The 13,540-nt window shown below is 47.1% G+C and carries 13 protein-coding genes; all 13 read right to left on the bottom strand.

Annotated elements, in window-relative coordinates; genetic code table 11:
- Positions 1-8: 8 nt before the first annotated feature.
- The 13 genes from K0036_RS01515 to K0036_RS01460 all read right to left on the bottom strand — a co-directional run bounded on the left by K0036_RS01515 (position 9) and on the right by K0036_RS01460 (position 13,529).
- A complete protein-coding gene (locus K0036_RS01515; RefSeq protein WP_025645865.1) occupies positions 9-1,040 on the bottom strand; it encodes a hypothetical protein in 1,032 nt (343 codons plus the stop codon).
- Positions 1,041-1,159: 119 nt separating this feature from the next.
- A complete protein-coding gene (gene pyk, locus K0036_RS01510; protein ID WP_220430551.1) occupies positions 1,160-2,581 on the bottom strand; it encodes a pyruvate kinase in 1,422 nt (473 codons plus the stop codon).
- Between the two features lie 19 nt (positions 2,582-2,600).
- Complete coding sequence (locus K0036_RS01505) at positions 2,601-3,263, bottom strand: potassium channel family protein (protein WP_025645869.1); 663 nt, start codon at positions 3,261-3,263, stop codon at positions 2,601-2,603.
- Positions 3,264-3,281: 18 nt separating this feature from the next.
- Positions 3,282-4,586, bottom strand: a complete 1,305-nt coding sequence (locus K0036_RS01500; RefSeq protein ID WP_173694256.1) for a TrkH family potassium uptake protein — start codon at positions 4,584-4,586, stop codon at positions 3,282-3,284.
- Complete coding sequence (gene secF, locus K0036_RS01495) at positions 4,583-6,760, bottom strand: protein translocase subunit SecF (RefSeq protein ID WP_220430550.1); 2,178 nt, start codon at positions 6,758-6,760, stop codon at positions 4,583-4,585. The genes K0036_RS01500 and secF overlap by 4 nt, the downstream gene beginning before the upstream one ends.
- A 33-nt stretch (positions 6,761-6,793) precedes the next feature.
- Positions 6,794-7,219, bottom strand: a complete 426-nt coding sequence (locus K0036_RS01490; RefSeq protein WP_220430549.1) for a hypothetical protein — start codon at positions 7,217-7,219, stop codon at positions 6,794-6,796.
- Between the two features lie 136 nt (positions 7,220-7,355).
- Positions 7,356-8,102, bottom strand: coding sequence for an alpha/beta fold hydrolase (locus K0036_RS01485; protein ID WP_025645877.1), 747 nt, complete (start codon positions 8,100-8,102; stop codon positions 7,356-7,358).
- Positions 8,103-8,248: 146 nt separating this feature from the next.
- Positions 8,249-8,788 (bottom strand): methylated-DNA--[protein]-cysteine S-methyltransferase, encoded by a 540-nt coding sequence (locus K0036_RS01480; protein ID WP_220430548.1) that lies wholly within the window; start codon positions 8,786-8,788, stop codon positions 8,249-8,251.
- A 115-nt stretch (positions 8,789-8,903) separates the two neighbouring features.
- Positions 8,904-10,091, bottom strand: a complete 1,188-nt coding sequence (locus K0036_RS01475; protein ID WP_220430547.1) for a restriction endonuclease — start codon at positions 10,089-10,091, stop codon at positions 8,904-8,906.
- Positions 10,092-10,300: 209 nt separating this feature from the next.
- Positions 10,301-11,698 (bottom strand): DNA repair protein, encoded by a 1,398-nt coding sequence (locus K0036_RS01470; RefSeq protein ID WP_259283364.1) that lies wholly within the window; start codon positions 11,696-11,698, stop codon positions 10,301-10,303.
- Positions 11,659-12,171: a hypothetical protein gene (locus tag K0036_RS18920; RefSeq protein WP_259283363.1), complete on the bottom strand. Its 513-nt coding sequence runs from the start codon at positions 12,169-12,171 to the stop codon at positions 11,659-11,661. The genes K0036_RS01470 and K0036_RS18920 overlap by 40 nt, the downstream gene beginning before the upstream one ends.
- A gap of 12 nt (positions 12,172-12,183) precedes the next feature.
- A complete protein-coding gene (locus tag K0036_RS01465; protein WP_220430546.1) occupies positions 12,184-13,113 on the bottom strand; it encodes a DNA repair protein in 930 nt (309 codons plus the stop codon).
- A gap of 14 nt (positions 13,114-13,127) precedes the next feature.
- Positions 13,128-13,529: a hypothetical protein gene (locus K0036_RS01460; RefSeq protein WP_173694263.1), complete on the bottom strand. Its 402-nt coding sequence runs from the start codon at positions 13,527-13,529 to the stop codon at positions 13,128-13,130.
- Positions 13,530-13,540 lie beyond the last annotated feature (11 nt).

Raw genomic sequence — 13,540 nt, 5'->3', positions numbered from 1 at the left:
CGGCTCCCCTATTCCTGATGGCTTTTGATCCACCGAAGCAGATATGGCCTGTCGTTATTGGACTCTTTCTCGAACCACTGGGAGCACAGTACATACTTGACGCCCCGGATATTCAGGGGCTTCGCATAATACCGGACTTTCTCATACTCGCCGTCTGCCCGCGTCAGAAGCGGATACTGAAGGTCAAAGGTACGCTTGCTGTACGCAGCGTCCTGCAGAAGCCTGATTTCTTCCTCGCTGGCTCTTCCCTCTTCCAGCATCCTTCCCAGCACTATCTGGGCAAGTTTTCCCACCTTTAATTCCCGATAGACGCTGTCCTCCTGTTCTTCGCTGGGACGGCCTTCATTGCTTCTTTCCACAGTTTCTGCCGATGCCGTCACGCCTTTTGGCGCTGCCGCTTCATTGTCAAACATTTTGAACATCTGATAGCTGCGTATAAAAAGTTCCGAGGTATCTGAGATTCCATCACTGATCAGCAGGATTGGCTTAAGCACGGAACTTTCGAATTCCTCATTGGCAATGAGCCGCACTTTAAATCCATAGCCCTCCCGGGAAAACAGATCATTTAACTCCTCAATGCACGGAATCAGATCATTTAGAATTCCTTGATTGATCTTCGGCGATGCGAAGATGATCTCCGCAGCCTTTGCTTCCATATATCCATACAGGCTCATGGCTGTCCGGGCGCTTTTGGCTATGACCTTCATCACCGTATCCTCCTTGGTACCGTAATTAAGTCCTGCGCCGTGGAACGCCACATCCACCGCATAGATGCTGTTCTCTCCATTTTGAATGGATATGCCCACAGCGTCGCACTCTCCCTGCTGGATGATCTGTGCAAGAGAACTGTTCTGCTTGAAAATGCTATATCGATATTGGGTATGAAAATGCCCGTCCACAAGCTTCATCAGCCTCTCCAGCTCCTCTTCATGGCGCAGCGTCCATTTGGGCGATACTTTCCAGTTGGTCTGCACCAGCTGGCATTCCTTGACATGGCGAAGCCAGGAATAGAATAATGATTCTCCCATCTCTATCTTCATGAAATCGTTCCTCCTTGGTGCCGCGGGCATCCTGCACGCCCGCGGATATCGTATGGTACAATTATACTTGTTTTGAGACGGAATTGCCAGCTATAAATGCACAAGGCTTAAGCCTTCTTCTACTCTCCCACGATGCAGACCCGGATCAGATTCGTCTTTCCCGGAATTCCAAGCGGCACTCCGCCTGTAAACACGATCTTATCCCCATCTTCTACAAGCCCGTGGCGTTTTGCCGCCTCCATTGCCCGCAGGCACAGAATCTCCGAACTGTATTCCTCCTTGGTATAGAGGGGATAGATTCCCCAGGACATATTGAGCTGGCGGCATACCTTCCGGGAACTGGAGCACCCTCCGATCATGCAGCCCGGACGGTACTTGGAGATCATGCGGGCCGTAAATCCGGTCTCGCTGGCTGCCAGGATGATATTGGCTTTCAGATCCATCGCCGTCATGCAGGTGGCATGGGAGATTGCATTGGTAATATCCGGGTCTTCCGCCCGGTCCCGTTTCTTAAATATCTCATTGTAATTGATATTCTGCTCCATATAAGATGCAACCCTGACCATGGTCTGAAGCGCCCGGACCGGATACTTTCCTGCTGCTGTCTCTCCGGAGAGCATGATGGCGCTGGTCCCCTGATATATCGCATTCGCAATATCGGAGGTTTCCGCCCGGGTGGGTCTTGGATGCTCCATCATGGAGTCCAGCATCTGGGTTGCCGTTATCACCTGCTTTCCAGCACAGTACACCTTCCTGATGATCGTCTGCTGGATGACCGGGACACGCTCCAGCGGAATCTCCACGCCCATATCGCCTCGCGCGATCATGATGCCGTCCGCCGCCTCTATAATCTCATCAATGTGGTCCACCCCTTGCTGATTCTCGATCTTCGCAATAATATTGATGTCCCTGCCGCCATTCTCATCCAGAAGCAGGCGCATCTCGCGGATGTCTTCGGCAGTGCGGGTAAATGAAGCGGCTACAAAGTCAAAGTCCTCCTGAATTCCAAACAGCAGATCCGCCCGGTCCTTTTTGCTGAGAAACTCCATGTTCAGCTCAGTCCCCGGTATATTGACTCCCTTCTGATCAGACAGCTTTCCGCCATTCCTTACCAGGCACGCGATGTCCTCCCCTGAGATTTCCTTCACTTCCATCTCGATCAGCCCGTCATCGATCAATATGGTATCCCCCGGGCTCACATCCTTATAAAGTTCCTTGTAAGTAATTGAGACATAGTCCCTGGTTCCTTCCACATCCCTGGATACCAGCGTAAATATCTGTCCTTCTTCAAGAACCGCCTCTCCCTCTTTAAAACAGCCAATCCGAATCTCCGGTCCCTTGGTATCCAGCATCGCCGCAATGTGCCTGTCATACTTGGTTCTCAATTCCTTTAGCCGGTCCAGCCGCGCCTTCTGCTCCTCATGCGTGCCATGCGAAAAATTAAACCTGGCAACATCCATCCCTTCCTGAATCAGCTGCTCCAGCACGTTCCCCTCATCTGTGGCCGGTCCAAGCGTGCAGACAATCTTCGTTTTTCTCATAAAATACCTTCCTTTCTCATTAAATTATGTTGACAAATGTATCAATATTTTCTGTTTTCCCGATTACCACGATGATATCTCCCTGCTTGAGGCGGTAATCCGGCATAACCTCGATCTCTGTATGGTCTCCGCTTACGATGGCGATGATATTGAGGCGGTATTTGCGACGCATCTGCGTCTCTTCCACCGTACTCCCCAGCAGACTCTCCGGCACCTGCAGCTGGCGGATCTCCACGCTGTTGCACAAAGAGACAAAATCAATAAAACTGTTTGACAGCAGTCTTTTTCCAAGCCGCAGCGCCATATCCCTCTCCGGATATACCACCTCTGCCCCGATCTTTTCCAATACGGCTCCCTGTTCCGGGCTGAACGCCTTCGCGATCACTCTTGGCACTCCCATCTCGATCACGCTCATGGTGATCAATATGCTGACATCCGCTTTCTCGCCGATGCAGATAACGACCACGTCGCAGTTCTGAATGCCGATCTCTTTTAAGGTTTCCGCGCTTAGGTTCTCGGTCACGAAAGCGCATTCCGTGTATTGGCGCATTTCCTTAATCTTACTCTCATCCCGGTCTACCACGATAACCTCTTTTCCGGACTGCGCCAGCATGATTGCCAAGGCCTCTCCAAATCGTCCAAGTCCAATGACTCCATATGCAGTTTCTTCTTTTTTTCTCATATTCATTCACCTCATTGATTAACCTACTGATATTGTTTCTTCTGAATACCGGGCATTCGGTTCTGCCCGGTTCACCCACATAGACAGCAGGGTGAACGCCCCGACTCTTCCCGTAAACATGACCAGGATGATCACAGCCTTCCCTGCCACGCTTAGATCTGGCGTAATTCCGGTAGAGAGCCCCACCGTTCCAAACGCGGAGATCACTTCAAAGAAGAGTTGCATGAAACTGAAATCCGGTTCCAGAATGCACATCAAAAATACCGCAATGCCTACGACCGTGCCAGAAAGAATCGTGATCATAAATGCTTTTGAAACATTCTGCCTGGAGATGCTCCGGTGGAAGGCGTGGACCGTTTTCTTCGTGCACATGCCCCGTATCTCCTGAAATATCACGAAGAAGGTACTGGTCTTGATACCGCCTCCGGTAGAGCCGGGCGACGCGCCGATGAACATCAGCACGCACAGGGTGAATAAGCCCGCATTGGTAAATTGTCCGATCGGGTACGTGGAGAATCCCGCCGTCCTTGCGGAAACACTCTGGAAGAAGGCGCCCAGCCATGTAATATCTTCCGTTGCCTTCAATAAGACCGTTCCCACAGCCAGCAAGGCCAGACTGGTCACGATCACCACTTTCGAGTGCAGGGCCAGCCTGCGAAACCGTCTCTGCTTTAATACGTCCAGAATCACCAGAAAGCCCAGGCCTCCAAAAATGATCAACGTACATGTGGTCAGATTCAGCAGAACGTCATCCTGATAGGGGATCAGGTTCTGCAGCCCTCCCAGGATATCGAATCCTGAGTTGTTAAACGCGGCGATGGAATGGAAGAGACTGATCCCCGCCGCATGCAGCGGCGCGTAATCCTGGCTGAATACCAGGAAGCTAAGAAGCGCCCCTCCTGCCTCAAAGCACAGGGTCATCATGAGTACTGCCTTCACCAGCCTTACGATTCCTTTGTAGGTATCCACATTCAGCGCTTCCTTGACCAGTACCCTGCTCTTAATGCCAACCCGCTTGCCTGCCGCCAGCACCAGGCCTACGCCGATCGATGTGACGCCCAGGCCTCCGACCTGAATCAGGATCGCCACCACCGCCTGACCGAATACGGTAAAATGATCCGCGATATCCGTCGCGATCAGTCCAGTCACGCAGACAGCGCTGGTGGAAGTAAAGAGCGCGTCGATCACAGATACTTCTGCTCCGTCTTTTATGGAAACTGGAAGTAGAAGCAGGAATGCTCCCAGCAGGATTACAAGCGCGAATCCCGATGCAATGAGCCGCCCCGGCGGCTGATTTCTAAAAAATAATTTTATATTCTTCATTTCTTTTTCATCCCTGTCTTCCGTTTTTGAACCTGTTCTTCCCACCATACCCACAGAGGCGCGGCGATGCAGATTGACGAATAGCATCCCGATACCAGCCCCGCAAGAAGCGGAAGGGAGAACTTCGTGATAGATTCCATCTGGTAGACGATCGAGGCAGCCAGAATAATAAATGCACACAAGGTCACGGTAAATGCCGTGTTAATCGACCGCCCCAGAGTTTCCGTCGTGCTAAGATCCACCAGTTCTGCCAGAGTTCCTTTCCTTTTCATCGTATTCCTGTGCTCGCGGATCCGATCATACAATACGATCGTATCATTGATGGAATACCCGATGATCGTCAGCGTCACCGCCACAAACGCATCGTTCAGCGGTATCCGGAATATCCCAAATACGAACAGCACAATGCAGATATCATGCATAAGCGCCAGAACCGCCGTAACCCCGGCTGCCAGTCCCCCAAGCGAAGAGAAGCGCAGGCGGATATATACAATAATAAAAAGAAAAGAAAGTATGATCGCTATGATGGAATTTTTCAGTGCCTTTGCTCCGATATAGGGCTCCACCGCATACGTCTCGGAAGTCTGAAACTGATTATCCTTCCCTTCATTCAGCGTATTGAGTATCTGCTTCTGCTGATCCGGAGACAGCCCGTTCTTTCCCGCCAGCGTCAGTACCAGTTTCTTCTCCCCTGTAGAGGGATCTTCCGATGTCTGGACGCTGACGCTTCTGTCTGCGATATCCTCCACTTTCTGTTGTATCTGTCCGGTATCCGCCTTCCCGGAGTAAGTGTATTTTAAAATGACGCCTCCAGTAAACTGGGTATCCAGCTTCACGCCATTTGCCGCGCTCCATATGGTTCCAGAGACGATGACAGCAATGCTGGCCAGGAAGAAATACCGCTTTGCCTCAGTAAAATGCAGCACCTTCTTATCACGTTTTTTGCAAAACCACTTCTCCCGGTTAAAAAAGCCGTACCGGATTACCGAGTTCAGCATGCTTCTGGACATCCACACGCCTGCCAGCAGATTGATGATCACGCCAGTCAGCAGCGTATATCCGAAGCTTAGCATCGTGCCAGAGCCAAATATCATCAAAATGCCCGCCACGGCCGCCGTCGTGATATTTCCGTCCAGAACAGAAGAAAATGCCCTTTGGTACCCGCTCTTAACCGCCCGTTTCACGGAACTTCCTTTCTTCAATTCTTCGCTGATCCTCTCACTGATAATGATGTTGGCATCTACAGCCATGCCTCCCGACAGGATCAGCCCCGCAATGCCCGGAAGGGTGATCGTATACTGCGGCACCGAGATAGCCAGAATCTGCAGCGCGATCTGAAAGGCCAGCGTCAGGCAGCTGATGATGCCCGGGAGCCGGTACCACGCAACCATGAAGAGACAGATCAGAACCATCGTGATCCCTGCCGCTACCGCCATCGCATTCAGCGCCCGGCCTCCAAGCGTAGGACTGATGGTATTGTAATTCGTCGTCTCCATGGAGAATGGCAGCGCCCCGGAATTAATCTTATCCGCAAGATCCTGGCTCTCCTCCTTGGAGGCCATCCCTGTGATCTCAGCCTTCCCGCCTGTAATCTTCCCATTCACCATCGGATTGGAGATCATCTCCTCATCCATGTAGATTCCCATATTCTGCCCTGCCAGTTCCTCCGTGGCATCGGCAAATTTTTCCGCGCCCTTGCTGGTAAACTCCAGTTCCACGATGTTTCGCTTCTGCTCATCCAGCGCCGCCCGGCTTCTGGCTACATCCGAGCCTTTTACATACACGGTGCCGTCAGGCCCGCGGAACGTTAGCTCTGCCATCTGGCCTAATTCCTGAATAGCGGTTTCCGGGTCAAAGTCCTTTTCATCGGATTTCCATGGGAACCTGACGATAATGTTGCCTGCCTTTTCATCCACCGTCACCTCCCGGTCCAGAATATTCTGGGCATCCAGACGGGTCTCGATGACTTCCCTTGCCATTTCCAGTTCCGCCTTTGTCGGCTTTTCCTTCGTTCCTGCCGGCTCAAATACGGCCTCCACGCCGCCCCGGATATCTATGCCAAAGCGCATATCCCGGATTCCCTTGATGCCGCCCCCACAGCCGAAGACTGCGAGGTACACAAAAAGAAAGATTACCCCAAGAGCAATCCAAATATTTAATTTTTTATTCTTCATTTCTTCCCTGCTTTCTTTCTATAAATATAAGAGTTAGAAAGCAAAGTCCCGTTTCTTCCCGTCTTTTTCTAATCGGATACACAGTTCGCACAAGAATCGTGCCAAAGGAAATAAATAGAATTGCAGATATGACAAAAATGCCCTCTTCTGCCAGATGCATATAGAGAGTAGGATAAATGCGTAAAACCAGACTGGCAGCCTCTGAAGATTCTTGAGGCTCTGGAATATCTGCGAACAGACCGCTTCTGTCTCTTTTTCCGTGCTTATACAGCCTCCGTCTAAGACATGCATGCCATTGCCGTCCGTATAGTCCGCCTGGGATAATGTGCCCCGCCTTTCCTGCCCCAAAGAACTGCCTGCGTCATTATCCGTGTCGTAGAATTGAAGACCGGAAGATAGAAAAATGCCCAAACTTGCAATTAAGATGACTGTAAGAATTACTTTCAGCTTATGCCCCATCTTTCTTCCTCCCTTCCTTCGAATTACCTAAAACATAGCACCAAAACCATTGTATGTCAATATTACTGTTTTGCTTTTCCTATAACCGCAAAAAGGATGGAACATCCAAATGTTCCATCCCTTCTCTTAATTCATACTATTTAAGAAATCTGCCAATGGCTTCCGCCGCCCGCTCTGCATTGGAAAGGAGCGCCGGATGATTCCCTGTAGGAAATACCTGAATCTGCGCGCCGGTTTCTTTCGCAATTGCATCATACTCTTCCAGAAAATCCTTCCTGCACATCTCGTCCTCCTCGCTGCCCATAAGAAGAAGCGGTACCTTTAATTCATTCAACGGCTTAATGAATAACGGCAGTTTCTTTTCAGCGCACTGGATCATGGCTTCTGTGTCCATGTCAACCACGCGCTCCCAGTCGTCTCCCTGACACCACTTGTAGAATCCGACTCCCATCTCGTCCTTCTTGGCGCTTGCCCGTTCTAGGACAAGATTCCTTGCGAAATCATCCGCCAGCGTCCGGCCGTCAAAACTATCCGCCACTACTTTGCCAACCAGGTCTGGCCGCTCCAAGGCCGCATTGATTGCCGCCCACGCGCCTCCGCTGGTTCCCACCAGGCTCACCTTACCCAGTTTAAGATACGCAAGCAGCGCAGTGGTCTGTCTGGCCTCCTCCATCCAGAGATCCGCCGGAAACTTCTCCAGGCGGTCTGATCTCCCATGCCCCAGGAAATCAATGAGAATCACATGGAACCGTTCTTCATATAAGGGCAATAATAATTCAAACATTTTGGAAGATGCAGTATTGCCATGCAAAAATAATACAGGTGCTCCATTTCCTGATTCGGTGTAATAAATCCTTTTTGACTGGTAATAAAAATATGACATCGTTTGCCTCCTAATCATTGGTCTGTCCCTTAGTTCCCTGATCAGCAAGGCGTACGAAACACTAACGCCTTGCTGCTAGTGCTTTTCTGTCCAAATCCCCATGCTCTCTTCCTCCTTCCTGCTATTCTATACTGGTCTGCTGTAAATTATAGTGCCGTCCCCTTTTGGGGAATAAAAAATTTCTGCAGATCCACGCCTTCGTGCTCCAGCAGTTTTACCTTTTTCTCAATCCCGCCTGCATACCCGGTCAGGCTCCCGTTTGCGCCTACAACCCGGTGGCAGGGAATGATGATAGAGATCGGATTGTGGCCGACCGCCCCTCCGACCGCCTGGCCGGACATGCTGCTTTTTCCCATCCTCGCCGCTATCTTTTTCGCGATCTCCCCATAAGTGGTGACCTGCCCATAGGGAATCTCGCAGAGAAGTTCCCATACGCCTCGCTGGAATGCGCTTCCCATCGGCGCAAGCGGCAGTTCGGATATCTTCGGCTTCTTCCCCGCAAAATACCGGTCCAGCCAGTCCTTCGCATTTTCCAGAACCGGGAGGCTTCTATTCTCCACGAATTCTTCTTTGACTTTCCCGCCAAAGTACTTTTGTCCTTCCAGCCACAGGCCTATCAGGGCTTCGCCATCAGCGGCGAGCTTGACACGGCCCAGGGGCGATATGTAGTCTGTTGCATAGTACATGGGGGCATCCTCCTTTTTGTAGATTTCTATAAAATATCTATATAATATAGCAGACTTTGCATTCTTTATCCGTTCATTAAGATTTAATCACAATTCATATGCACAAGCAATATATCTAACCTATAGAATCTAACCAAATACCTATTGATTGAGAATCTATTCCATTATTTCTTAAAACATCTGCAATATCTTTACCTGCTATTATTAGTATAGGGTGATCATCTTCAACAACTTCTTTATAGGCCTGTTCATGAATATAACTTGTTGTAACCATAATTCCAAATTGTCTATATCTAATTCTTGATATTAGCCTGGACATTTCTTTCACTCCGACAGCATGGTTCTGATTATAACACTTAGCCTCGAGCGCACATTCAACATGCAAGTTGTTCGTCTCAGTTCCTATTCGATATTTCCCCATTGCATCCTTGCCACCATCACGCCATGGCCGCGTCAAATCAAAATCAACAAAATTTTTATCTATTAAACGCATAATTTCTATTGCACATTTTTCAAAGCCGTAAGGATTATTAATATAGTAATCATGAATAAATTGTATCAGTTTCATTTCCTCAACTGTATTGGGAATTTGTTCACTTTTCTTGCGCACCATCGTTACTTTTGGTGCCTTCAATGCTCTAACACCTAATCTCCCTAACTCAATGAAATATCGCCAGCACCTGGGAGCATATTCAATATTCTTTTCATATTCATAAACCAAAGAATTTAACCATTTTTTTGATATTTCCTCATCTCCAGTATCTAATACTGTAAAATACGCTTCGTAATTTTGAAACCTTTGTTGCTTATTCGTTCTCCAAAAAGCAACAAGTTCCCTATCTGGGGGAAGATTATTATTGCCTGGTGCTGCAAGTCCTAAAAATTGTACATCTCTCCCTTCTTCCGCTTTCTTAAAAATCAAAAACGGCGGTATCTTTTTTAAACTTTCGCCATTCTCATTTAACCATGTAAACACAGTTTTCAGAAGCAAATTTCCCTTTTTCCAAGTCTCATGTAGACCTCTTCCCGGTTTTCTATTATCTCCATAATAACGAAAGACACCATTTTCCATATCTAAAAAATCAGGCCATTCAATCTCAGAAAAAGATGTATAAATCACAACATAAGCTGGCATACTTGGATCATCTGCCCTATGTGTAATTCGAAATCCGCCCTGATTCGATGTCCTCGGAAGCAATCTACTAAGCGGATCATCCTTAATATTTCCCTCTGAACCTCCCTTATATATTGCATCAATTATAAGTGGTGCATCTTCTAATTCTTCATACGAAAATATTCTCATATTCCCACAAACTCCTATACATTTTTATAAAATTATATTTATAAATTAAATGCCCATTCTTTCTCTATCTATTTTTGCTTCTAGTATACAAGAAAAAATAATAATTTATAAACTTTTAAAACTTATACTTGAAAAATCCGGAAGTCGAACCTGTACTTAAATTAGTCTCAACTTCCGGTAACCTCAAGTTGCCTATTCCTCTTTTAACTTTAAAGAGAAATTGCGTCATCAGAGTCCATATAATCACAAAATTCATCCGTATTAGAATATGGAAGATCGACATTCATGAAGTCCGCCATACGATATAAGCCCTCATTGATCGCGGCGGCATCCTTAGTTTTTAATGCTTCCTCAATCTCTTCATTAATTTCCTCGAACTGTTCTCTCTGCTTCTTAAAGGTCTCGATAGCAACGATATTGCAAGTCTCAGCCGCTTCATTTATATCTTTGATCCGCTCATCAAATATTTCAATAATCCGATCCCTTCTGTTCTCCGCTTTGGCGCTAAAGATATCCGCTTTATCAAGAACATACATAAATAACGCGGATGCAATGCCTGATATCATTGTCGCAAGAACAACCGACCATGGCTCGCCGATTCCAATCTTATTCAGCAACGACTCGACTGCGACTCCTGATATCGCCAATACGCTGCCTCCAATTATCTTAATGATGGCATCTCCCTTCTGGGCAGGCGTCATCTCTTTTGAGTCCTCGCCAAAAAGTACTTTTGCTGATTGTACGAAAATTTTAATGCCTTCCTTAATGACTTTAAGAATCTGCTTGAACACTCCTACAAATAGGCTTACAATGCCCTCGATCAACGACGATACAAAGCCTTTCACAAATTCCCAGATATTATCCCCCAGGAATCCTTTCGCGTGAGTCAGGACATGATGCTTAACGCGTCCAAAACGTATCTTAAGCGCTTCCATGCCAGAACCTGCTCCAACGCCTTCCTGCAAGCCATTTTTAAAGATATCGCCGATTTCGTAATAGATCGGCTTTACTATAAACAAGATTAGATTGCCGACCGCATAGTCCTTTGCCTGGCTTGCAGCATTCTTCGCAGCCGTGCCGCGAATTTGGCCTGTCTTTTCCTTGCGGAGCTGTTCTTCTATCTCCTGACGCTGTTCCTTCGTCGGTGCCTCGCCGCCATTTTCTTGCTTAAACCTCTCAATCGCGGCCTTCATAGTTTCATTATTGACTTCTCCCCTGCCCATGAGGTTCTTCGCCACAGTTTCATTGGCCTTTGAATCGACGGCCTTCTCGGCACTTTTCTGAAGTTCCAGCATGTTCTTTCTTGTCTGTGCATCCAGTTGCTGTCCATGCTCTTCCATCCATCTGATATACTCTTTATTCGACATCTCCTTTTTTACCTGGTTAATCTCAGCAGAGGTAACGGCAAAGTTGTCTTCGATATTGGCGATTCTTTTTATGTCAGAATCATCAAGCGCATAATTAGACTTGAATTTATCATGTATCTGCTTTAACGGCACAATATGATCCGGCTGAGCCTGTTTTCTATGTGTTTCGTCATTATAACGCTTATTTGGATTATCCTGCCTTAGATAGAGATTATCTTTGCCAGTATAATCGTCATGCAATGTTTTCTCACCTTTAAGTCTATCCCGCTTATACTTATCCATAGCGGCCTTATCTTCAAAACTTTTTTTCTACTCTCGCCATTATACTGCTGAGTCATATTCGGATTCACATCATCGAATTCTTTTGCATTTTTATACTCTGTATAGCCATTTACATAAGTACCATTATTGGGTTCATTATTATAGGAAAAACGCTCGCACTCCTGCAGGACCCGGGAGGCAGTCAGCCCCTTTTTACGCGCGGCGCGCCCTCCTGCCGTAGCCTCCAGAAGGCCGTCAACCACAGACATAAAGACCGGCTTAAGCACTTCATCTTTCATATTTTCACCAGACTTGAACTGCACGTACACCTCATCGATGACTTCCTGAGAAGACTTCGCATCATAAAGTTCCATCTGCTGTAAAATCTGTGTCGCCTCTAACGGAGATGCCGTTTTTAATCGCCCAACTGCTTCTTTCCTTTGTTCATCCATTCCAAACACCTCCTAGGCTGCCTGATATACTTCGCTCATTTCTTCATACTGCTGTTTTAGATTCGTGCTATAGCAATTGACCTTTTCCTGATCCTCTACAGATGTTATCTGTGCATCGGTCATCGCCTTCAGGATCTTGCTTGCGGTAATAATAGCCTCAACCTCTTTCTGCTGCATCTTAGGCAGCCTTCTTATGCTCATTTCCGTATGTACCAGGTGGTGGGCAAATGACATGCATCTTACATAGAGATAGTTGACTGAATTATCGAGCCTGATCAACAGGTTCTCATATAATTCAATCAGAGAAGCAAAGTAATGCTCCACATTTGCAAGAGACTCTTCAATTGCCCTTAGCTTAACACATTCCGCCTCCATCTTGGCAATTTCCGCCTCTACTTTTCTTTCTTCTTCCTGTACTGCATAGAGCGTTTCTTTTGCTTTCTTTCTAGTGTATATCCCAAAGGTAAATATTGCCTGCATAGAGGTTTTAAACTTATGCTTATTAAAATCAATCTTATAGAGTTGGGATTTTGCTCTCACGCTGTCAAGTGCCAAGGCCTCGGCTATATACGCTTCAACAGAAAAATCTTGCGCTACATTTATATCCTTAATCTTTTCCATCTTCTGGGCCATCTCCAGAAATAATTCTGTCTTTATCTTCTCCTTGCTTTGATTAATTATCGCTACGTGGGATTCTATCTTGTCGGTAAGACTCCCCACATCGGCATCAAATTGCCGTCGTTTCGATCTATACCGTTCCGAGATCTGCTGATACAGTTGATCTGCCTCCTCAAACTTATTTTTCCCACTAAACTTATTCCAAAGGTTTGTCGTTCCGTGTTTAATAGCCCTTCCTGTTTTCTTGATTCCTTTGACAGCCTTACTTCCTCCGGCCTTGACTGCTTTCCATACCTTTCCAACAAAGCCCCCGAAAATTCCCATAACGGCTCCCCCCTTTATCTCTTATTAATATAGTCAAATGCTTCTCCAAGCAGATCGTTAAAATCCTGCGTCCATCGTACCATCTTCTTCACCTCGGAATCTCGGAACCCCCAGTCCGATCCTAACTTTTTAATCCATGTCTCCTCATTAGGATCAATTTCTTCATCTGCGTCAAGAACACCTGCCAGTTCGATAATAATGGCCTTCTTCACCTTTTTTGTACTTGCCTGAAACGCAGTTGCCAGTTTGCTGTACTCTACGTCTTGAATTTCATAATCTGGTAGATTTAATTCCATCCGATAAGTATCAAACACAGCCTGTTCGCTTTCCTTAACCGTACCGTTTACCATCATCGCGATTTTGGCAAGTTCCAAAAAATTCTTTCCTTCCTTTTCATTCAGCAGATTTAAAAACATGCTACTTTCCT

It is taken from the genome of [Clostridium] scindens, assembly GCF_019597925.1.
GTDB lineage: Bacteria > Bacillota > Clostridia > Lachnospirales > Lachnospiraceae > Clostridium_AP.
Note: the sequence above shows the minus strand (reverse complement) of the source record. Positions and strands in the feature narration are given on the sequence as shown.